Origin of the sequence: Bacillus fungorum (assembly GCF_002746455.1) — a bacterium.
Taxonomy (GTDB): Bacteria; Bacillota; Bacilli; order Bacillales; family Bacillaceae_G; genus Bacillus_A; species Bacillus_A fungorum.
The window spans coordinates 95,435-117,159 of the sequence record NZ_NWUW01000006.1; the positions used below are offsets into that span (position 1 = coordinate 95,435).

21 protein-coding genes, 1 pseudogene and 2 other annotated features are annotated in these 21,725 nt (G+C 36.4%); of the genes and pseudogenes, 18 read left to right on the forward strand and 4 right to left on the reverse strand.

Features of this window, described 5'->3' with window-relative positions; all coding sequences use genetic code 11:
• Positions 1 to 266 precede the first annotated feature (266 nt).
• The 9 genes from polA to dnaI all read left to right on the forward strand — a co-directional run bounded on the left by polA (position 267) and on the right by dnaI (position 10,286).
• Entirely contained in the window at positions 267 to 2,900 is a 2,634-nt protein-coding gene (gene polA, locus CO726_RS10790) for a DNA polymerase I (protein WP_136699547.1), read from the forward strand.
• Between the two features lie 12 nt (positions 2,901 to 2,912).
• Positions 2,913 to 3,743: a DNA-formamidopyrimidine glycosylase gene (gene mutM / locus CO726_RS10795; protein ID WP_099684244.1), complete on the forward strand. Its 831-nt coding sequence runs from the start codon at positions 2,913 to 2,915 to the stop codon at positions 3,741 to 3,743.
• Positions 3,744 to 3,815: 72 nt separating this feature from the next.
• Positions 3,816 to 4,448: a sporulation membrane protein YtaF gene (ytaF, locus tag CO726_RS10800; RefSeq protein ID WP_099684245.1), complete on the forward strand. Its 633-nt coding sequence runs from the start codon at positions 3,816 to 3,818 to the stop codon at positions 4,446 to 4,448.
• A gap of 53 nt (positions 4,449 to 4,501) precedes the next feature.
• Entirely contained in the window at positions 4,502 to 5,104 is a 603-nt protein-coding gene (gene coaE, locus CO726_RS10805) for a dephospho-CoA kinase (RefSeq protein ID WP_099684246.1), read from the forward strand.
• 109 nt (positions 5,105 to 5,213) lie between these two features.
• Complete coding sequence (locus CO726_RS10810; protein ID WP_099684247.1) at positions 5,214 to 6,242, forward strand: glyceraldehyde-3-phosphate dehydrogenase; 1,029 nt, start codon at positions 5,214 to 5,216, stop codon at positions 6,240 to 6,242.
• A 386-nt stretch (positions 6,243 to 6,628) separates the two neighbouring features.
• Positions 6,629 to 7,012 (forward strand): adenosylmethionine decarboxylase, encoded by a 384-nt coding sequence (gene speD, locus CO726_RS10820; RefSeq protein ID WP_002003660.1) that lies wholly within the window; start codon positions 6,629 to 6,631, stop codon positions 7,010 to 7,012.
• Between the two features lie 285 nt (positions 7,013 to 7,297).
• Positions 7,298 to 7,759 (forward strand): transcriptional regulator NrdR, encoded by a 462-nt coding sequence (gene nrdR / locus CO726_RS10825; protein WP_001203687.1) that lies wholly within the window; start codon positions 7,298 to 7,300, stop codon positions 7,757 to 7,759.
• Positions 7,760 to 7,907: 148 nt separating this feature from the next.
• Entirely contained in the window at positions 7,908 to 9,314 is a 1,407-nt protein-coding gene (locus CO726_RS10830; protein WP_099684248.1) for a replication initiation and membrane attachment family protein, read from the forward strand.
• Positions 9,315 to 9,347: 33 nt separating this feature from the next.
• Positions 9,348 to 10,286 (forward strand): primosomal protein DnaI, encoded by a 939-nt coding sequence (gene dnaI, locus CO726_RS10835; RefSeq protein ID WP_098760125.1) that lies wholly within the window; start codon positions 9,348 to 9,350, stop codon positions 10,284 to 10,286.
• A gap of 30 nt (positions 10,287 to 10,316) precedes the next feature.
• On the opposite strand, the pseudogene CO726_RS10840 reads toward dnaI, so the two are convergent.
• Positions 10,317 to 10,513, reverse strand: a pseudogene (locus CO726_RS10840) (DUF4177 domain-containing protein).
• Between the two features lie 236 nt (positions 10,514 to 10,749).
• On the opposite strand from CO726_RS10840, the gene ytxC reads away from it, so the two are divergent.
• The 7 genes from ytxC to CO726_RS10875 all read left to right on the forward strand — a co-directional run bounded on the left by ytxC (position 10,750) and on the right by CO726_RS10875 (position 17,501).
• Entirely contained in the window at positions 10,750 to 11,631 is an 882-nt protein-coding gene (gene ytxC, locus CO726_RS10845; protein WP_098760124.1) for a putative sporulation protein YtxC, read from the forward strand.
• Positions 11,632 to 11,662: 31 nt separating this feature from the next.
• Positions 11,663 to 11,891 (forward strand) — a binding site (T-box leader).
• Positions 11,892 to 11,938: 47 nt separating this feature from the next.
• Complete coding sequence (thrS, locus tag CO726_RS10850; RefSeq protein ID WP_000786076.1) at positions 11,939 to 13,876, forward strand: threonine--tRNA ligase; 1,938 nt, start codon at positions 11,939 to 11,941, stop codon at positions 13,874 to 13,876.
• 210 nt (positions 13,877 to 14,086) lie between these two features.
• Positions 14,087 to 14,207 (forward strand) — a sequence feature (ribosomal protein L20 leader region).
• Between the two features lie 62 nt (positions 14,208 to 14,269).
• Positions 14,270 to 14,773, forward strand: coding sequence for a translation initiation factor IF-3 (infC, locus tag CO726_RS10855; protein WP_000973215.1), 504 nt, complete (start codon positions 14,270 to 14,272; stop codon positions 14,771 to 14,773).
• Between the two features lie 21 nt (positions 14,774 to 14,794).
• The gene (rpmI, locus tag CO726_RS10860) at positions 14,795 to 14,995 is read left to right on the forward strand and encodes a 50S ribosomal protein L35 (RefSeq protein ID WP_001125945.1); all 201 of its coding nucleotides are present in this window, start codon (positions 14,795 to 14,797) and stop codon (positions 14,993 to 14,995) included.
• A 37-nt stretch (positions 14,996 to 15,032) separates the two neighbouring features.
• The gene (gene rplT / locus CO726_RS10865; protein ID WP_001138362.1) at positions 15,033 to 15,389 is read left to right on the forward strand and encodes a 50S ribosomal protein L20; all 357 of its coding nucleotides are present in this window, start codon (positions 15,033 to 15,035) and stop codon (positions 15,387 to 15,389) included.
• Positions 15,390 to 15,854: 465 nt separating this feature from the next.
• Positions 15,855 to 16,346 carry a dUTP diphosphatase gene (locus CO726_RS10870; RefSeq protein ID WP_000365050.1) on the forward strand — a complete coding sequence of 164 codons (492 nt, stop codon included), beginning with the start codon at positions 15,855 to 15,857 and terminating at the stop codon, positions 16,344 to 16,346.
• A 69-nt stretch (positions 16,347 to 16,415) separates the two neighbouring features.
• A complete protein-coding gene (locus CO726_RS10875) occupies positions 16,416 to 17,501 on the forward strand; it encodes a M42 family metallopeptidase (protein ID WP_000163566.1) in 1,086 nt (361 codons plus the stop codon).
• Between the two features lie 44 nt (positions 17,502 to 17,545).
• On the opposite strand, the gene CO726_RS10880 is transcribed toward CO726_RS10875, so the two are convergent.
• On the reverse strand, positions 17,546 to 18,163 hold the full coding sequence (locus CO726_RS10880; protein ID WP_099684249.1) for a TetR/AcrR family transcriptional regulator: 618 nt from the start codon (positions 18,161 to 18,163) through the stop codon (positions 17,546 to 17,548).
• Between the two features lie 297 nt (positions 18,164 to 18,460).
• On the opposite strand from CO726_RS10880, the gene CO726_RS10885 reads away from it, so the two are divergent.
• Positions 18,461 to 19,114: an HlyD family secretion protein gene (locus tag CO726_RS10885; protein WP_001071404.1), complete on the forward strand. Its 654-nt coding sequence runs from the start codon at positions 18,461 to 18,463 to the stop codon at positions 19,112 to 19,114.
• A 12-nt stretch (positions 19,115 to 19,126) separates the two neighbouring features.
• Positions 19,127 to 20,926 carry a DHA2 family efflux MFS transporter permease subunit gene (locus tag CO726_RS10890; protein WP_099684250.1) on the forward strand — a complete coding sequence of 600 codons (1,800 nt, stop codon included), beginning with the start codon at positions 19,127 to 19,129 and terminating at the stop codon, positions 20,924 to 20,926.
• 21 nt (positions 20,927 to 20,947) lie between these two features.
• Here CO726_RS10890 and CO726_RS10895 read toward each other — a convergent pair whose 3' ends face one another.
• Together CO726_RS10895 and CO726_RS10900 are read right to left on the reverse strand one after the other, a co-directional pair.
• Positions 20,948 to 21,304 carry an ammonia permease gene (locus tag CO726_RS10895; RefSeq protein ID WP_099684251.1) on the reverse strand — a complete coding sequence of 119 codons (357 nt, stop codon included), beginning with the start codon at positions 21,302 to 21,304 and terminating at the stop codon, positions 20,948 to 20,950.
• A 38-nt stretch (positions 21,305 to 21,342) separates the two neighbouring features.
• Complete coding sequence (locus CO726_RS10900) at positions 21,343 to 21,714, reverse strand: DNA-binding protein (RefSeq protein WP_099684252.1); 372 nt, start codon at positions 21,712 to 21,714, stop codon at positions 21,343 to 21,345.
• Positions 21,715 to 21,725 lie beyond the last annotated feature (11 nt).

Below are 21,725 nucleotides of genomic sequence, written 5' to 3' on the forward strand. Positions count from 1 at the left end.
ATATATTAACAATGGCTTAATTAAATATTAATAAAGCTCTGTTAATATAATACATGAAAACCCCTTCATCCAAGGAGTAATTTTGGACGAGAATAGTTATGCTGTTCTCGTCACTTCCCTTTTATATTAGTAAACGTTTGTATATATAATAGAAAATAGCCGTTATTTTTCTTCTCTCTATTAGTCATGTTAATATAGAGAGAGGAAAGGAACGGTTTTTTTCTGTGAAAAAAATCATTTCAAATTTGTATGGGGAGGTTTCTGATTTGGAAAAAAAGGTCGTATTAGTAGATGGTAATAATATCGCGTATCGTGCTTTCTTTGCACTACCGCTTTTAAATAACGACAAAGGTATACATACGAACGCAATTTACGGTTTTACAATGATGTTAATGAGAATATTAGAGGAAGAAAAACCGACGCATATGTTAGTAGCATTTGATGCGGGTAAAACGACATTCCGTCATAAAACTTATAGTGAGTATAAAGGAGGACGTCAAAAGACTCCACCTGAATTATCAGAACAATTCCCGTTTATTCGTGAGATGCTTGATGCATTCAACGTACCGCGTTATGAATTGGAAAATTATGAAGCGGATGACATTATGGGAACGCTAGCAAAAGAAGCGAGTGAACAAGGAGCAAGTGTAAAAGTTATTTCAGGAGATAAAGATTTACTGCAACTTGTTTCTGATAACACGCTTGTATGTATTCCTCGAAAAGGGATTACGGAAGTAGATGAATATACGAAAGAAGCTTTATTTGAAAAATACAGCTTATCACCAAAGCAAATTATCGATATGAAAGGTTTAATGGGAGACCAATCAGATAATATTCCAGGTGTACCAGGAGTTGGTGAAAAAACTGCGATTAAATTGTTAACACAGTTTGGAACGGTTGAAGAAGTGTATGAAAATCTAGATCAAGTAAGCGGGAAGAAATTAAAAGAGAAACTGGAAGCGAATAAAGACCAAGCTCTTATGAGTAAAGATCTTGCAACTATTATTACAGACGCGCCAATTGCTGTGCATGTGGATGATATGGAATATAAAGGATATGAAGCAAGTGATGTCATTCCAATGTTCGAGAATTTAGGATTTACATCTCTTTTAAATAAATTAGGTGTTACGCCAGAAGAAACGGCTCCAGCTGAATTAGATGATATTACATTTGATATTGTGGAAGAAGTTACAGAAGAAATGCTTCAGCAAGATAGTGCGCTTATTGTTGAAGTACAAGAAGATAACTATCATAAAGCAGACATTCAAGGTTTTGGTATTCAAAATGAAAATGGTTGCTACTTTATTCAGACCGACATTGCTCTTAAGTCAGACGCTTTTAAAGACTGGCTTGCAAATGGAGAAATGAGAAAGCATACATTTGATGCGAAACGTGCAATTGTTGCATTGAAATGGAACGGTATAGATATACAAGGGATTGACTTTGATCTATTAATCGCTGCTTATTTACTTGACCCGGCTGATACTGATAAAGATTTCCGTACTGTAGCGAAAATGAAAGAAACGCATGCTGTGAAATCCGATGAAGAAGTTTATGGAAAAGGTGCAAAGCGTGCTGTTCCAGATCTAGAGGTAGTAGCGGAGCATGTAGCTCGTAAAGTGCATGTATTATACGATGTAAAGCAAACATTCGTTGAAGAGTTAGAGAAGAATGAGCAATATGAACTGTTTACAGAGTTAGAATTACCACTTGCGCGTGTATTAGCTGATATGGAAGTAAAAGGTGTAAAAGTTGATACGGAGCGTCTTCGTAATATGGGAGAAGAACTTGCAGGTAGATTAAAGGAAATGGAACAGGAAATTTATAAGCTTGCGGGAACAGAATTTAATATTAATTCACCGAAGCAGCTTGGTGTTATTCTGTTTGAGAACTTAAACTTACCCGTTATTAAAAAGACGAAAACAGGTTATTCTACGTCAGCTGATGTGCTAGACAAGCTTATGGATCGCCATGAAATCATTCCAAACATTTTACATTATCGTCAATTAGGGAAACTAAATTCAACTTATATTGAAGGTTTATTAAAAGTTGTACATGAAGATTCATCTAAAATCCATACTCGTTTCAATCAAGTATTAACGCAAACAGGTCGATTAAGTTCAACGGATCCGAACTTGCAAAATATCCCGATTCGATTAGAAGAAGGAAGAAAGATTCGTCAGGCATTCGTTCCATCAGAAGAAGGATGGATTATGTACGCGGCAGATTATTCACAAATTGAACTTCGTGTATTAGCTCATATTGCAAATGATAAAGGGCTAGTTGAAGCGTTCCAACATGACATGGATATTCATACGAAAACAGCTATGGATGTATTTGGTGTTGAAAAAGACGAAGTAACTTCAAATATGAGACGACAAGCGAAGGCTGTTAACTTCGGAATTGTGTATGGTATTAGTGATTATGGTCTTTCGCAAAACTTAGGAATTACAAGAAAAGCGGCAGCGGAATTTATTGAAAAGTATTTAGAAAGTTTCCCTGGTGTACAAGAATACATGGATGACATCGTAAAAGATGCGAAACAAAAAGGATATGTGGCTACATTATTAAATCGCCGCCGTTATATTCCGGAAATTACGAGTCGTAATTTCAATTTACGTAGCTTTGCTGAGCGTACAGCTATGAATACACCAATTCAAGGTACTGCAGCAGATATTATTAAAAAAGCGATGATTATTATGGCAGATCGTTTAGAAGAAGAAGGATTACAAGCACGTCTTCTTCTGCAAGTACACGATGAATTGATATTTGAAGCGCCAAAAGAAGAAATTGAAAAATTAGAGAAGCTTGTACCAGAAGTAATGGAGCATGCAATTGAACTCGCAGTTCCGCTGAAAGTGGATTATTCTTACGGTCCAACTTGGTACGACGCAAAATAAGGAAGTGATGAAATGCCTGAATTACCAGAGGTTGAAAACGTCAGACGGACACTGGAAAATCTTGTAACAGGAAAAACGATTGAAGATGTCATTGTTACTTATCCGAAAATAGTAAAACGACCAGATGATGTAGAAATCTTTAAAGAAATGCTAAGAGGCGAGAAGATTGAAAATATAAAGCGAAGAGGAAAGTTTTTGCTTTTATATGTAACGAATTATGTGATTGTTTCACATTTGCGTATGGAAGGTAAGTTCTTACTGCATCAAGAGGATGAGCCGATTGATAAACATACGCACGTCCGTTTCGTATTTACAGATGGAACTGAATTACATTATAAAGATGTAAGAAAGTTTGGTACGATGCATCTGTTTAAGAAAGGTGAAGAGTTGAATCAAATGCCTCTTGCCGACTTAGGTCCAGAACCATTTGATGCTGAATTGACACCGCAGTATTTACAAGAAAGATTGCAAAAGACAAATCGTAAAATAAAAGTCGTATTATTGGACCAGCGTCTTTTAGTAGGACTTGGAAATATATATGTAGATGAAGTTTTATTCCGTTCTCAAATTCATCCAGAACGAGAAGCATCATCTTTAACAGAAGAAGAAATTGAGCGAATTTATGAGGCGACTGTTACAACGTTAGGCGAAGCGGTGAAACGTGGCGGAAGTACAATTCGAACGTATATTAACTCACAAGGGCAAATTGGCTCGTTCCAAGAACTTCTAAATGTATATGGAAAAAAAGGAGAACCGTGTGTGACTTGCGGTACGATATTAGAAAAAACAGTTGTTGGCGGAAGAGGAACGCATTACTGCCCGATTTGTCAGCCAAGAATATAGAAAAGAGATAACATCGGATAGGCATTTGTCATATACATACAGCAGAGCTATGTATAAGGGAGGAGCTTACCGATGTACCTTTATTTATCTCTTATTTTATTAGCTTTTACATTAAGCTTAGATAGCTGTAGTGTAGGGCTAACATATGGTTTAAGAAGCGTAAGAATTCCACTAAGATCAATTATAATTATCGGAATGTGTTCAGCGGCTGTTATGATTGTTTCAATGGGAATTGGACATATGATCGCGAAAGTATTTTCACCTGTTATCGCAACGCGTATCGGTGGGCTTGTTCTTATTGGAATAGGGATTTGGGTATTATATCAATTTTTTCGAAGTGAGAAAAAAGAAGAACCGAAGCAAGAGGAGAAGGTTTGGAAATTAGAAATCGCTTCGCTCGGGCTAGTGATTCAAATTTTACGGAAACCGACTGTTGCAGATTTTGATAAATCAGGCACCATTTCTGCAGGAGAAGCGCTACTTCTTGGCATCGCTCTTTCTATAGATTCGTTCGGTGCTGGAATTGGTGCATCTTTATTAGGGTATGCACCAGCTATGATGGCGATATTAGTTGCAGTGATGAGTTCTTTGTTTTTATTTATTGGGATGAAACTTGGAACAGTTTTATCAAATATGAAATGGTTGCAAAAATTTACATTCCTGCCTGGGGTATTACTCATTATTATTGGAATTTGGAAAATGTAAGTACGGGCGTGGAACATTAGTTTCGCGCCTTTTATTATGAGGAGGATTATATGATGACAGTAGTAATTGGATTAACGGGAGGTATTGCAAGCGGAAAAAGTACAGTATCTCAAATGTTTCGCGAGCTCAGTATACCAGTTATTGATGCAGATATTATTGCGCGAGAAGTTGTAGAACGAGGAAAGCCAGCATATAACAAAATTGTAGAAGTGTTTGGAACGGAAGTATTACAAGAAGATGGAGAACTGGATCGGCCGAAATTAGGAAGCGTCGTTTTCTATAATGAAGAGAAACGATTGCAGTTAAACAAAATTGTTCATCCTGCAGTGCGTGAGGAAATGAATAAGCAAAAGGAAATGTACATAAAAGAAGGTGCGCAAGCGGTTGTGTTAGATATTCCTCTCTTATTTGAAAGTAAATTAACAAGTCTCGTTGACCGCGTTTTAGTTGTAGCAGTTAAGCCGCATACGCAATTAGAACGTTTAATGAAGCGAAATAATTTTTCAGAAGAGGAAGCAACAGCGCGTATTCAATCTCAAATACCGTTAGAAGAAAAAGTGAAGAATGCAGATGAAGTGATAAATAATGATGGCACAATTATGGGAACGAAAACACAATTGCAGGTGATTTTAAAGAATTGGAACATTATTGACTAAAAAATTGTGAAATTAATGAAAATGCTTAGTGACATATCCCCTTTTTGTGTTATACTATTATTGGGATTGGAGATAAATAGTATAACGCATTCAAGGGGGATAACATATTATGACTCGTGTGGCAATTAATGGATTTGGACGTATTGGGAGAATGGTATTTCGTCAGGCAATAAAAGAAAGCGCATTCGAAATTGTAGCAATCAATGCAAGCTATCCATCTGAAACGTTAGCACATTTAATTAAATATGATACAGTTCACGGCAAGTTTGACGGAACAGTAGAAGCATTTGAAGATCACTTATTAGTTGATGGGAAAATGATTCGCCTTTTAAACAACCGCGATCCAAAGGAATTGCCTTGGACAGATCTTGGTGTTGAAGTTGTAATTGAAGCAACTGGTAAATTTAATTCAAAAGAAAAAGCAATTCTTCATGTTGAAGCTGGAGCGAAAAAAGTTATTTTAACAGCGCCTGGTAAAAATGAAGATGTAACAATTGTAGTTGGTGTGAACGAAGACCAATTAGATATTACAAAACATACTGTTATTTCAAATGCATCTTGTACAACAAACTGTTTAGCGCCTGTTGTTAAGGTGTTAGATGAGCAGTTTGGAATTGAAAACGGTTTAATGACGACTGTTCACGCTTATACAAATGACCAAAAAAATATTGATAACCCACATAAAGATTTAAGAAGAGCACGTGCTTGCGGACAATCAATCATTCCGACAACGACAGGTGCTGCGAAAGCGCTAGCAAAAGTTCTTCCTCATTTAAATGGAAAACTTCATGGTATGGCACTTCGTGTACCAACACCAAACGTGTCTCTTGTTGATTTAGTAGTAGACGTAAAACGTGATGTGACAGTAGAAGCTATTAATGATGCATTCAAAACTGTTGCAAACGGTGCGTTAAAAGGCATTGTAGAATTTAGTGAAGAGCCTTTAGTATCTATTGACTTTAATACAAATACACACTCAGCTATTATTGATGGTTTATCTACAATGGTAATGGGTGATCGTAAAGTGAAAGTACTTGCTTGGTATGATAACGAGTGGGGCTACTCTCGTCGTGTTGTAGATCTTGTAACGTTAGTTGTTGGTGAATTAGCGAAACAAGAAAATGTGCAACACATTTAAGTGAATAAGGGAGAGGGCAAGTGAATATTTGCCCTCTTTTTTATTTTTTTCTGAAAAGGAAAAAAATTATATGAGTATATTTTCGGGAGTGGACATACCACGAAACGTTGGGATTACTGTATTTGTGAATCATTTATTTTTTTTAGGGAAAAGTAAAGAGGAAAATATGACAGAAAATCGAAAAAACTGTTGTTGCAAAATGAAAATAAACAAAGTATACTAACACTCGTAAACTTAAGAGCTGAGGTACGTAGTCACTACTTAAAGGGTTAGGACCTCTCTGGACTAACTTTCCCCCGTGGTAGTGGAGCAAGCCAAATTGCAAATTAGTTTTCAATTCGAACAGTTAGAATAAATTTACAAGGGGGAACTGTAGAATGGATACTATGGATACGATGGGTCGTCACGTGATCGCTGAACTTTGGGATTGCGATTTCGACAAGCTTAATGACATGCCGTATATTGAACAATTATTTGTGGATGCAGCACTAAGAGCTGGTGCTGAAGTGCGTGAGGTAGCTTTCCATAAATTTGCACCACAAGGTGTAAGTGGAGTAGTAATTATCTCGGAATCACATTTAACAATTCATAGCTTTCCGGAGCACGGTTACGCAAGTATTGATGTTTATACTTGTGGGGATCGTATTGATCCAAATGTTGCTGCAGAATATATTGCAGAAGGTTTAAACGCGAAAACGCGTGAGAGCATCGAGCTTCCTCGAGGCACTGGTAGCTTCGAAATTAAGCAGAGAGAAACAAAAGCTCTTTAAAAAAGAACATAATTGATTTAAAATGTAAAGAGGTGTATAATGCACCTCTTTTTTAGTTTATAAAAAAGGGAAAATATAACGTACTCGTTAGTTGAATAAATGGAGCTCTTACGAATAAGTTAGCATTCCATCTGCCATCTTATTTTCGAAAACGAGATGATAAAATAATGCGCTTCAACTTAAAGTGGTAAGAGAGTTAGAATGAGTTATATAATAATGTATATATATTGTCAGATGAAGTAAGTAGAGAAAAAATAAAGAGTATAGTGTAAAGGAGTGAATATATTGCGTTGTCCATCCTGTTCTCATAATGGTACAAGAGTGTTAGATTCGCGTCCGGTAGACGAGGGGCGCTCTATTCGAAGAAGGAGAGAGTGTGAAAGCTGTTTAAGCCGCTTTACGACATTTGAAAGAGTAGAAGAGTCACCTCTTATCGTTGTAAAAAAAGAAGGTACACGAGAAGAGTTTAATAAAGAAAAGATTTTACGTGGTTTAATTAAAGCATGCGAAAAAAGACCAGTATCTTTAAGACAGTTAGAAGAAGTAACTCAAAGTGTGGAACGTGAACTTCGTAATTTAGGTATATCGGAAGTGAAAAGTGATATGATTGGTGAAATTGTTATGGAAGAGCTGCGTGATATCGACGATGTTGCCTACGTGCGTTTTGCTTCTGTATATCGCCAATTTAAAGATTTAAATGTATTTATTGAAGAATTAAAAGATATACTGCAAAAAGAAAGAGAGTAGAATTTGTATTGTATTCTCTTTACATACCGTAAGTAATGAGATAAGAGAGCTAGAAGCGAAAGCTAATAGCTCTTTTTCGCTAAGAAATTATATAATGAAGATTGAATGAAGTAGAGGATAGTTTGGATGAGAGAAAGGAAAAGCAAGAATGGAAAAACAGTCATGGATGGAGCTATTGCCGATTGATCGTTATAAAGTAAGTGCGAAAGGGTTATTGCATAATTACGACCGAAAAGTGTTAACGATGTTGTATCAGCCGTTAATAGGTAGTAGAGCTTTTAGCTTGTACATGACGCTATGGGGAGAGTTAGAGCAAGATCGTGTGTTTGGAAAAGAGAATACGCATCATTCCCTTATGGTGACCATGCAAATGCAACTTCCCGAAATATATGAGGAACGAGTAAAGTTAGAGGCAATTGGGCTTTTGAAAGTATATATTAAGAAAGAAAAAGATATTCGAATGTTTATATACGAGCTGCAACCACCTTTATCTCCGAAGCAGTTTTTTGATGATATTGTGTTAAGTATCTTTTTATACAATCGATTGAGTCGGACAAAATATAATCAAGTAAAGCAATATTTCTTGGAAGAAGAATTTGATTTTGTATCTTATGAAAATGTTACGCGTTCTTTCAATGATGTGTTTGGTTCGTTTAATCCAGGACAGCTTGAGCATGCGCAAGAAGATCTTCGTATTCCAAAAACGACAGCTATGCCAAGTAACGAGAAGGGAGACGCTCCGAAAGTTTGGAATGATTTCTTTGATTTCTCCTTATTTGTAGATGGCTTGTCCGCTCTTGTTCCTAAAAAGGCGATTACAGATCAAGTGCGAGAATGTGTCATTACACTTGCTTACGTGTATGATGTAGATGTATTATCGATGCAAAATATCGTTCTTGGTGCGGTGACAGAGATGCAGACAATTGATATCGAAAGGCTTAGAAAAGGAGCACGTGATTGGTATCAGTTCGAAAACGGTCAAGCGTTACCTGTATTAAGTGAAAGAGTACAACCTCACGCTGCGCGTATGATGAAAGAGAAAGAGCCTTCTACGCAAGAAGAGATGTTAATCAAACAGTTAGAGGAAATCTCACCAAAACAACTATTGAAAGAAATTTCTGGTGGTGCAGAGGCGACGAAGGCTGACTTGCAAATCGTTGAAGATGTAATGATCAATCAAAAGTTAACGCCAGGTGTTGTGAATGTACTTATTTATTACGTTATGCTACGCTCAGATATGAAACTTGCGAAAACGTATGTGGAGAAGATTGCTGGACATTGGGCACGTAAAAAGGTTGGTACAGTAGCTGAAGCAATGGGGTTAGCGAAAGAAGAAAACCGTCAATATCAAGAATGGGCTGAGACGAAGAAAAAAGGCCGTACGTCGAAGAAAACGGTACGAAAAGAAATGGTACCAGATTGGCTGAAAGAAGAGCCGAAAGAACAAGAGAAAGAAACAGTGAAGAAAGATGTAAGTAAGAAAAAAGATGCAAGTACGTTAGATGATGAACGAAAACGACTAGAAGAAGTGTTGAAAAAATATAAGCGTGATTAATAGAAGAGAATGAACGCTCTTTGAGGTGAGGAAATGGAGCATATTCAAAATTCATTTGCAAAGTTAATGGAAAATGAAAATTTTAAAAATAGATATGAAGTATTAAAGGCGGAAGTAATGGCACATCCGCGTGTGAAAGAATTTATAGACGAACATAAAGGTGAAGTAACAACTTCTATGATTGAGCGCAGTCTTGTAAAATTATACGAATATATTGGACAAAGTGTAGGTTGCGCAGATTGTCCAGATTTAGGTTCGTGTAAAAACATGCTGCAAGGATATGAGCCAAAGCTCGTTATCCAAGGGAAGATGATTGATATTCAATATGATCGTTGCGTTAGAAAAGTAGCATATGACGAGAGGAAGAAATATGAAAAACTCGTTCAAAGTGTATATATGCCAACTGATATTTTACAGGCAACGATGGAAAACTTAGATCCGTCGGATTTAGATGCGCGTATTGATGCAATTGGTGCAGCCAATGAATTTTTAAGTACATATGAACCTGGTAAAAAAGTACAAGGTTTATATTTGTACGGTAAATTTGGTGTAGGGAAAACGTATTTGTTAGGAGCAATTGCGAATGAGCTTGCTCGAAAGAAAATAAGTTCGATGCTCGTATACTTCCCTGAATTTCTACGTGAAATTAAAAGTTCGATTCAAGATAATTCGATTGGGGAAAAGATTGATGCGGTGAAACGCGTACAAGTGTTAATGTTAGATGATATTGGAGCAGAAGCGATGTCAAGCTTTGTGCGTGATGATGTGCTTGGCGCAATTTTGCAATTCCGTATGTTAGAAAACTTACCGACGTTCTTTACGTCTAACTTTGATTTCAAGGAGTTGGAACATCATTTAACGTATACACAGCGTGGTGAAGCAGAACAAATGAAAGCAGCACGTATTATGGAACGAATTAAATATTTAGCGAAGCCAATTACAATTGGCGGGAAAAACCGTCGTCATAAGTAAAGAGCAAGCTGAGAAGCTTGCTCTTTTGTATTATAGTGATATTTTCTTTTCAAATATGAGGTCGAAATATTCAGGTTGTCCAGAACTGCCAATCGTAGGGGCAACAATCTGTACGAACCTCCAGCCATCTCTAGCATGTTCTTGAATAATTTCTTGGTAGTCTTCAGCTGGTTTTGAGCGAGTGAACCCCAATGTAATTCGACTTTTACGAATTTATATTCAAACATTCAGATACCCCCTTTTAGTGATGAATAAAGTATACAATAAAAAATTCATTGTAGCTTGTATCATTTTTTTCTCCCTCCCTTAATATATATAAAATTAGCAAGCCATATCGAGTGGATTTTCTAACGATAGGAAATGTAATTCTACTAAGAGTGAACTTCACGCGGGACGGACTCTTATAGGATTTGTAACGTATAGATACAATCCTTTAGAGCGGGGATAAAAGGGGGGGACAAGAGTGATTGAAATTTGCTTCGAAGAAAAAAATGATGCTATACATGTATATAGACAACTACTGAAAAGAGCGGAACTGTTATATAAGGAAACGAGTGTGTATTTACAGGAACAAAAAGTGGTGATTCACATACCAGTATGTGAATCAAATTATATTGAAAAGATTTTATTGCCAGTAATGGTGTATTTTATTGTGAATGTAAAGCAAAATGAGTGGATATATACAATCTTAAAAGAGAAGTTTTTTTATGAAGAAGAGGAAGAGTGTCATCAAATATTGCATATGGCACAAGAAATTTTAAAAGGAAGAAGAAAAGGAATTGCTCGTGAATTAACACGTCACACATTTGAAACATATATTAAATCCTCTTTAAATAACTGGCTTTGTGATCCGCTTTCATTCTCGTTTTCATCATATGTTCGTTTTCGTCTTCGTACATATAGGGAAATGGTAGCTAAGCTTGCTGAAGTGGCGATTGATGAGTATAAGTTGGAACAAGAATATCAAATGTTTATTGAGACGCTCCGGCAACAAGTCCGTAGCCGGAAATCACGTTTGTCATGTGTACATCTTATTTTTGATGAAAGTTTTATTTTCTATGATGATAAAGGTAGACGTTTAAAACAAGAAAAATTAGTTCAATATATAGATGAAGACTTATTAAAACAAAAGGATGTATATATTGATACGAAAGTAATTGCACCACTTCTTTCTATTTCGCCGAAAAAAATTTATTTATATACGAAAGAACAAGACCATAATATGATTATTACTTTGCGAAATGTATTTCAAGAACGGGTACAATTACATGGATTACATGAGTTTGAGCGCAATGTGAAAAATTTAAAAAATAAAGGTAACGCCCTTGATTTTCTAAGTTTTTGAGCATATAATTACCTACATAAATGAAATATATTGAAATGTCATGATGAGGACATGAGTAGTTTTCTACGATTTTCAGAGAGGGAAGCCTTAGGGTGTGAGCTTCCTAGTACGGGATTATTACTTACCACCTCTAAACTTTAGCAGTGAACGGTTTTTCTAGTAATTGCTAACGGACAACACCGTTATGTTGAACTTGAGCAATTAACAATAAGGTTAATTGGAACAAGGGTGGAACCACGAATTCAACACTCGTCCCTTTTTACGGGATGAGTGTTTTTTATTTTGAGAAAAAGAGGAGTGACCAGTGATGGCAGATGTAGTTAAAATTACTTTCCCTGATGGAGCTGTGAAGGAGTTTCCAAAAGGCGTAACAACTGAAGAAATCGCAGCTTCTATTAGCCCAGGCTTAAAGAAAAAAGCTGTAGCTGGAAAATTAAACGATGAGATGATCGATCTTGTTACACCAATCGAAGAAGATGGTGCAGTTTCTATCATTACATTAGATTCTGAAGATGGCTTATACATTTTACGCCATTCAACAGCTCACCTATTAGCACAAGCATTAAAACGTTTATATAAAGATGTTAAGCTTGAGCTTGGCATTGGTCCAGTAATCGAAAATGGCTTCTACTACGATATCGATATGGAAGAAGCAATTACAGTTGAAGACTTCAAGAAAATCGAAAAAGAAATGCAAAAAATTGTGAACGAGAACTTAGAAATCGTTCGTCATGAAGTACCACGTGCAGAAGCACTTCGTCGCTTTGAAGAAATCGGCGATGAGTTAAAATTAGATTTAATTAACGATCTTCCAGAAGATGCAGTTATTTCAATCTATGAGCAAGGCGAATTCTTCGATCTTTGCCGTGGTGTCCACCTTCCATCTACAGGGAAAATTAAAGTATTTAAATTATTAAGTGTTGCGGGTGCTTACTGGCGTGGCGATAGCAATAATAAAATGCTACAACGTATTTACGGTACTGCATTCGTTAAGAAAGCAGAATTAGATGAGCACTTACGTATGCTTGAAGAAGCGAAAGAGCGCGATCACCGTAAATTAGGTAAAGAATTAAAACTATTTACTAATAGCCAAAAAGTAGGACAAGGTTTACCACTTTGGTTACCAAAAGGTGCAACAATCCGCCGCATTATCGAGCGTTACATCGTTGATAAAGAAGCAAGCTTAGGCTATGATCACGTATACACTCCAGTACTAGGAAGCAGAGAGCTTTATGAAACTTCTGGTCACTGGAATCACTACCGTGATGGTATGTTCCCGTCAATGGAAATGGATAATGAAGAGTTAGTTCTTCGTCCAATGAACTGCCCTCACCACATGATGGTTTATAAAAATGATATTCACAGCTACCGTGAATTACCAATCCGTATTGCGGAACTTGGAACAATGCACCGCTACGAAATGTCAGGTGCGTTATCTGGATTACAACGTGTACGCGGAATGACTTTAAACGATGCGCACATTTTCGTTCGCCCAGATCAAATTAAAGAAGAGTTAAAACGTGTTGTAAACTTAACTCTAGAAGTGTACAAAGATTTCGGTTTAGAGAACTATTCATTCCGTCTATCTTATCGCGACCCAGCAGATACTAAAAAGTACTATGCTGATGATGAGATGTGGGAAAAAGCACAAGGTATGTTAAAAGAAGCTATGGATGAAATGGGTCTTGATTACTATGAAGCTGAAGGTGAAGCGGCATTCTACGGTCCAAAACTTGACGTTCAAGTTCGTACTGCTCTTGGAAAAGACGAAACACTTTCAACTGTACAATTAGACTTCTTACTTCCAGAACGCTTTGAATTAGCTTACGTTGGTGAAGACGGTAAACAACACCGTCCAGTTGTAATTCACCGTGGTGTTGTATCAACTATGGAACGTTTCGTAGCCTTCTTAATTGAAGAATACAAAGGTGCATTCCCAACTTGGTTAGCTCCAGTTCAAGCACAAGTAATTCCAGTTTCTCCGCAAGTACATTTAGACTATGCGAAGAAAGTACAAGACGAATTGCGCCGTGCTGGTATCCGTGTTGAATTAGATACTCGTGAAGAGAAAATTGGTTACAAAATTCGTGAAGCACAAATGCAAAAAATTCCGTACATGCTTGTAGTAGGTGACAATGAAGTAACTGAAAACGGCGTAAACGTACGTAAATACGGTGAACAAAAATCAGAAACAATCGCATTAGATGCTTTTGTTGATATGATTAAAGTAGAAGGAAAACGATAAGAAATTGCCGCGGTATACCGCGGCTTTTCTATGTAATATAAGTGAGAAAAATTAGAAAAAATAACCATGTAACACTTATCATAAAAAAGTATTGCAAGTATGTTAGTTGTTTGTTACAATATTTCTTGTTGTTAGTAAAACACATAGCGTCTTCTTGACAGACGTCATGTCCTATGATAAACTCATCAAGGATAATAGAATATTGTTTTGTGGAACAAGTAGAAGCACCCGCTTCTCACCTGATGGACGCATTCGCAGTTTACAGGTAAATGTATTTCTTACTTAAGATTTTACAAGTGTGGGTGTCGTATGCCCGCACTTTTTTTGTCGGGTTCTATGACTACAAACTATGTTCTGAGAAAACCTTGGAGGTGGCTTACTATTAGCAAGGATATGATGATTAACGAGCAAATTCGTGCACGTGAAGTACGTTTAGTTGGTGCAAATGGCGATCAACTTGGAATCAAGTCTCGTAATGATGCTTTAGACTTAGCTGCAAATCTTAATCTTGATTTAGTATTAGTTGCTCCAAATGCGAAACCGCCAGTATGCCGCATTATGGACTACGGTAAATTCCGCTTTGAGCAACAGAAGAAAGAAAAAGAGCAGCGCAAAAATCAAAAAGTAATTAGCATGAAAGAAGTTCGTTTAAGTCCAACAATTGATGAACACGACTTTAACACAAAACTTCGTAATGCTATCAAGTTTTTAGAGAAAGGCGACAAGGTTAAAGCGTCAATTCGCTTTAAAGGACGTGCCATTACTCATAAAGAAATCGGTCAACGTGTTTTAGATCGCTTCTCAGAAGCTTGTGCTGAAGTTAGCACAGTTGAATCTAAGCCTAAAATGGAAGGACGCAGTATGTTCTTAGTTTTAGCACCGAAAAACGATAAGTAATAGATAGAGGAGGAAATACCTATGCCTAAACAAAAAACTCATCGCGGCGCTGCAAAGCGTTTCAAAAAGACTGGATCAGGTAAACTGAAACGTTCTCACGCTTACACAAGCCATTTATTCGCTAACAAATCTACAAAAGCTAAACGTAAACTACGTAAAGCTGGTGTAGTAAGCGCTGGTGACTTCAAACGCATTCGTCAAATGCTTGACAATTTAAAATAAGTTCGGCTGATATATAGAACAATTAGGAGGTAATATTATGCCAAGAGTAAAAGGTGGTACAGTTACTCGTCAACGTCGTAAAAAAGTAATTAAATTAGCAAAAGGTTACTACGGTTCAAAAAATACATTATTCAAGGTTGCTAACCAACAGGTTATGAAATCTCTAATGTATGCATTCCGTGACCGCCGTCAAAAGAAACGTGACTTCCGTAAATTATGGATTACACGTATCAACGCAGCAGCTCGTATGAATGGTCTTTCTTACAGCCGCTTAATGCACGGTCTTAAAAATGCTGGCATCGAAGTTAACCGCAAGATGCTTGCTGACTTAGCTGTTCATGACGAAAAAGCTTTCGCTGAATTAGCAACAGTTGCAAAAAACAACATTAACTAATTAATTAGTTGAAACCTTAGAAGAATTTTCTTCTAAGGTTTTTTGTTTGTATGTAAAGAGAAATTCTAAATGATATGACAAAAACAATATAAAAGCTATAGCAATATAGAAGAATATGTATATGAAGTCAGGAGAATCCTCCTGGCTTTTTTCAATTATACTCCTTTGGAAAGAAGAGTATCTTTCCTACCTGAAACGACACTGCTATAATGGAAAGATGATATGGAACTTTCATCGGATAAAATAAAATTTTTATCAGTGGGCAATCTCTGAATAATTATTAGTTATCACCAATCAGAGTGTACAATCTAATCGTGATGATTGAAACGTATTTGTAAATTAAGGACAAGCTATTTTGTAAAGAGGTAAATGGCTGACTTATTAATAAGAAACGAAAAATAATAATGAACTTTGAGATGAAACAACATTGTTGCGTAAAATGCGATGTTGGAGGAGGGCAATAGAATGGACTTACTACAACTATTTAAATTACAAAAAGAATTAGATGACCGTATTGCGAAAGAACATGACTTACAACCGAAAAAGTTGTTAAAAGAAAAAATGTTAGCTCTTCTTGTGGAAATTGGAGAACTTGCAAATGAAACACGTTGTTTTAAATATTGGAGCAACAAACCAGCATCAGAACGTGAAGTAATATTAGAAGAATACGTAGATGGTTTGCATTTTATTTTATCAATCGGAATTGATTTAGGTATTGATAAAAACTTCCTATTCTATAAGTGTGCACAGACGAATAAAACACAAGTAGAAATTTTCTTAGACACATATGCGAAGGTGATTCGTTTTACAGATCAACCATCTATTACGAACTATATTGAATTATTTACAAGCTATCTTCGACTTGGACAAGCACTTGAGTTTGAACAAGAAGAGATTGAAAAGGCATATTTAGATAAAAATGAAGTAAATCATCAGCGTCAAACACAAGGATACTAAGTTAATTTTTGAATATTTCAATTTCATTTTGTATAATGAAGTGACTGAAGAAAAAGGAGGGTGTTGGCAATGACAAAATTAGACGAGACATTGACAATGCTAAAAGAATTAACAGATGCACGTGGTATTGCGGGTAACGAGCGTGAACCACGTGAAGTAATGAAGAAATATATTGAGCCGTTTGCGGACGAACTTTCTACTGATAATTTAGGAAGTTTAGTTGCGAAAAAAGTAGGGGAAGAAAACGGCCCGAAAATTATGGTTGCAGGTCATTTAGATGAAGTTGGCTTTATGATTACGCAAATTGATGACAAAGGTTTCCTTCGTTTCCAAACAGTTGGTGGCTGGTGGTCACAAGTTATGCTTGCGCAGCGCGTGACAATTGTAACGCGTAAAGGAGATGTAACAGGTGTAATCGGTTCAAAACCACCTCATATCTTACCTCCAGAAGCGCGTAAAAAGCCAGTTGAAATTAAAGACATGTTCATCGATATTGGTGCTTCTAGCCAAGAAGAAGCAATGGAGTGGGGCATACGACCAGGAGATCAAGTTGTACCTTATTTTGAATTCCAAGTGATGAAGAATGAGAAAATGTTACTTGCAAAAGCATGGGATAACCGAATTGGTTGTGCAATTGCAATTGACGTATTAAAACAATTAAAAGATGAAAAGCATCCAAACGTTGTATATGGCGTAGGGACTGTACAAGAAGAAGTCGGTCTTCGTGGTGCGAAAACATCTGCAAACTATATTAAACCAGATATCGCATTCGCAGTAGATGTTGGTATCGCTGGTGACACACCTGGTGTAACTTCAAAAGAAGCGCAAAGTAAAATGGGTGATGGACCACAGATCATTTTATATGATGCTTCTGTTATTGGGCATACAGGTTTACGTGACTTTGTAGTTGATGTTGCTGATGAATTACAAATTCCATACCAATATGATTCAGTAGCGGGCGGTGGAACGGATGCAGGTGCAATTCATATCGCTGTAAATGGTATTCCGTCTATGGCAATTACGATTGCAACGCGTTACATTCATTCTCATGCGGCAATGTTACACCGTGATGACTATGAAAATGCAGTGAAGTTAATTGTGGAAGTTATTAAACGTCTTGATAAAGAGGCTGTACATAACATTACATTTAATTAATAGAAAAAGCGAAGGAGAGGAGCCTCTCCTTCGCTTTTTTATGTTTAAAAAGGTCGTTCTAAACCAGCTGCAGTATGAGCCCCTAAAATTATTAAACGAGTTAATTGCATGGCCATAAAATGCGGGGTATATATCATTCCTCTTTTTAGCCATGACATAATTATGCCGAGGTGGGCACCAGTAACATAACTAATGAGAATATCACGTGGAACCATTAGTTTTTCATCGTTAGGTTGTGAAATAGAGAGGCTTAATGTTAAATGTGTTTGAATTGCTTTCATCATCTTATACGTATAGTTTCCGGCAGCTTTATCACCAAGCATGACGTTATAGAAGTTCGCGTTTTCTGCGATATGTTCAAATAAAGCTAAGAAATTTGGGTGTGGTGAATCAAATGCAAGTTGAAAATCTTCTTTATTTCTATTTTTCGGTTTAATAACTTCTGTTAGCTTCTCTAACATTTCCTCAATGCTTTTATCTAATAAGTCATATTTATCGTGGTAATGGCTATAAAACGTAGCACGATTTACAGGAGCACGTTCTGCAATATGTTGAACAGTTACATTTTCAAACCCTTTTTCGCCTACTAAAGCGACAAAAGCATCCTGTATGAGTTGTCTCGTCCGTTTTACACGTGGATCATTTGTATTTTTAATAGACATTTTTATTTCCCCTCGTTTAATTTTCTATACTTAAACAACATATTGGTATTATATTGTTGTTTAAGCGACATTTCATACGTAAATTGTCGGTTGTAGATTTAAAATAATTATTTATAATTATAAACGATAGTCCTTCAGAAATCAGCACCGCTCGCAGGTAGATAAATTTCGATTTACACCGCAGATGGTGTGATTTTTTTGTTTAAAGGTTAATATAATTAACAATTAAATAGTCTAAACAATAAGGACGTAAATAGTTTAGAAAAAAATTATATGCGATATAAGGAGAGGAATGCAATGAATCAGTTTCGAAGAATGGTGATTATCAACATTATCACATTAATTGTACTAGTTGGCGGTGGTATTGGCGGTTATTACTATTACAATCAAGCGGAAAATTACTTAAAAACAGACAATGCAAAAATTGATGGAAAGGTAATTCCGATTGCATCACCAGTAGCAGGTAAATTAACTGACTGGAAAGCTGAAGTAGGTAAGAACTACAACGAGAATGATAAATTAGGTGCTGTCACTGTAGCAGCAGCTAATGGAGAACAAACAGTAGATGTAACAATTCCGCAAAATGCAACAGTTGTACAATCAAATGCAACGACAAATGCTTTCGTTGGAGCAGGTAGCCCGATTGCTTACGCATTTGATATGAACAATTTATGGGTAACAGCAAACATTGAAGAAACAGATGTTGACGATGTTCAAAAAGGTCAAGATGTAGATGTGTATGTAGATGCATACCCAGATACAACGTTAACAGGAAAAGTAGAACAAGTTGGCTTAACAACAGCGAACACATTCTCTATGTTGCCATCAAGCAACGCAACAGCGAACTATACGAAAGTAACACAAGTAGTACCAGTTAAAATTTCTTTAGATCATAGCAAATCAGTAAATATTGTTCCTGGCATGAATGTGACAGTTCGTATTCATAAGTAAGGGGGAGATGAGATGTCCTCAATCGTAATTGCAGGATATGCACTATTTTGTATAATCGTCTTCTTCCTTGTAAATCGTCTTTTACGAAAGAAAAAAACGAAAATGGGAGAAGAACAAGTCCCAGCCGTAAGTAAAATAGAAGTAAGTAAAGTTGAAACAGAAGAGAAAGAAATTGAACGAAAGCAAGAATCGGAAATTTCTAATGTGGTTGAGTTAGAAACAGGAAAGCAAGAAGGAGTAAAACAAGAAAAAGAAGTGCCGAAAAAACAAACGTCTATGCCTATAGAGAATGTGAACGTAAAAGCAGTTGTAGCTGTATTAATTCTCGGCATGTTCGTTTCTATTTTAAACCAAACAATCATTAACGTTGCATTGCCTCCGTTAATGAATGAATTTAATGTATCAACTTCAACAGCACAATGGTTAATTACAGGTTTCATGCTTGTAAATGGTATTTTAGTACCGATTAGTGCCTTTTTAGTTTCACGATTTACGTATCGTAAATTATTCATAGCAGCAATGTTATTCTTCACGGTAGGATCTATCATTTGTGCTACTTCGGGAAACTTTACAATGATGATGACGGGCCGCGTTATTCAAGCGGTTGGTGCGGGTATTTTAATGCCGGTTGGTATGAATATCTTCATGACATTATTCCCGCCTCATAAGCGCGGAGCAGCGATGGGATTACTAGGTGTAGCGATGATTTTAGCACCAGCCATCGGACCAACTGTAACAGGTTGGGTGATTGAAAACTATAGCTGGAACTTAATGTTCTATGCGATGTTTATTATCGGTTTAATTATTACGTTCCTCTCTTTAAAATTCTTTACACTAGCTCAGCCGGTGTCTAAAACGAAATTAGATATATTCGGTGTGGTTAGTTCAAGTATTGGACTAGGAAGCTTATTGTACGGATTTAGTGAAGCTGGAAATAATAGTTGGACTAGTGCAGAAGTCATTATTTCACTTGTTATCGGTGTAATTGGTTTAGCGTTATTTATTTGGAGAGAATTAACAACGGACAATAAAATGCTTGATTTACAAGTATTTAAATATCCAGTATTTACTTTCACTTTAGTAATTAACGCAATCGTTACGATGGCATTATTCGGAGGTATGTTATTGCTTCCGGTATATTTGCAAAACATTCGTGGCTTCACGCCAATTGAATCTGGTTTACTACTACTTCCAGGATCATTAATTATGGGGATCATGGGACCAGTAGCGGGTAAATTATTCGATAAATATGGCATTCGTCCATTAGCGATAATTGGATTGGCAATTACGACGTATGCGACATATGAATTTACAAAGTTATCAATGGATACACCATATAGCGTTATTATGACGGATTATATTATACGTTCAATTGGTATGTCATTCATTATGATGCCAATTATGACAGCTGGTATGAACGCACTGCCGATGAAATTAATTTCTCACGGTACAGCAACGCAAAATACGTCAAGACAAGTAGCGGGTTCAATCGGAACAGCGATTTTAATCACACTTATGACGCAACAAACAACTGCTCACGTAGCAGATTATGGAAACATGCTAACAACATCAAATCCAATTTTAGTTGATAAAGTGCACGGCATGGGTCAAAGTTTAGCGGCCTTAGCTGGATCAGCGCAAGCAGGAGATGCGATGAGCACGCAACTATTATATGGCCAAATTTCAAAGCTATCTGCAATTAACGGTATTAACGATGCCTTCTTAATTGCGACGATACTTGCAGGGATTGCTTGGGTGTTATCGTTCTTCTTACCATCAGGCAATAAAGCAAATAAAAAAGCAGGGAATTAATTTCCCTGCTTTTTTGTCTTTTTAAAGAGTGAGATATAAAAAATGATAACCAGTTACGGAGCACAGCCCTGTTATAAACAAAATCGTCCCCATAGAACGAATATTCGATATGTGTCTTCCGCTTATAATAGCTAATAGTCCAGCTAAAGAGAAGAAACTCCAATATAAAGTCCCTGAAATTGGAACCATCTCCTCTAAGCCTATTCCATAACCTATACAAATGATAGGAACAACGATAAGAGATATGCTAATTAAGCCAGCTATAATAGTAAGTGATTTACGACATTTAATACCAGCAATAATTAAAAAAATGCCAACGATAAATTCACATAACATCAAAGTAAGAGCTAAAATCATCCAAGTTAATATTCCGAACACTTCTGTATTACCTCCGATTTGTAGGTTTCTAAAAAATATTATATATAGAATGAATCACCTACAGACATGAGTACCCAGAAGATAACCCCTAATATACCAGCGATAAAAATAATGAATCCCATATTACGTATACTTTTAATTTTTGCTTGGAATCCACTTAATCCTGCCAATAATCCGGTTAAAGAAAACAGTATCCAATATAAAGTAGTTGAAATAGGAAGGAATATATCGCTATTCACCCCCATGACCCAAAAAACAAAAGGTAGTGTGACAAAGGATAGGATAAGTAGCCCCATTAAACTAACAAATAATTTACGATGTTTAATGCTAGTAATAATAAAAAAAATACCACCGAAAAATCCGCATAAAACAAGAAGTGGCATATAAACAACCCAAAGTAAGCTCAACATATATAATCTCC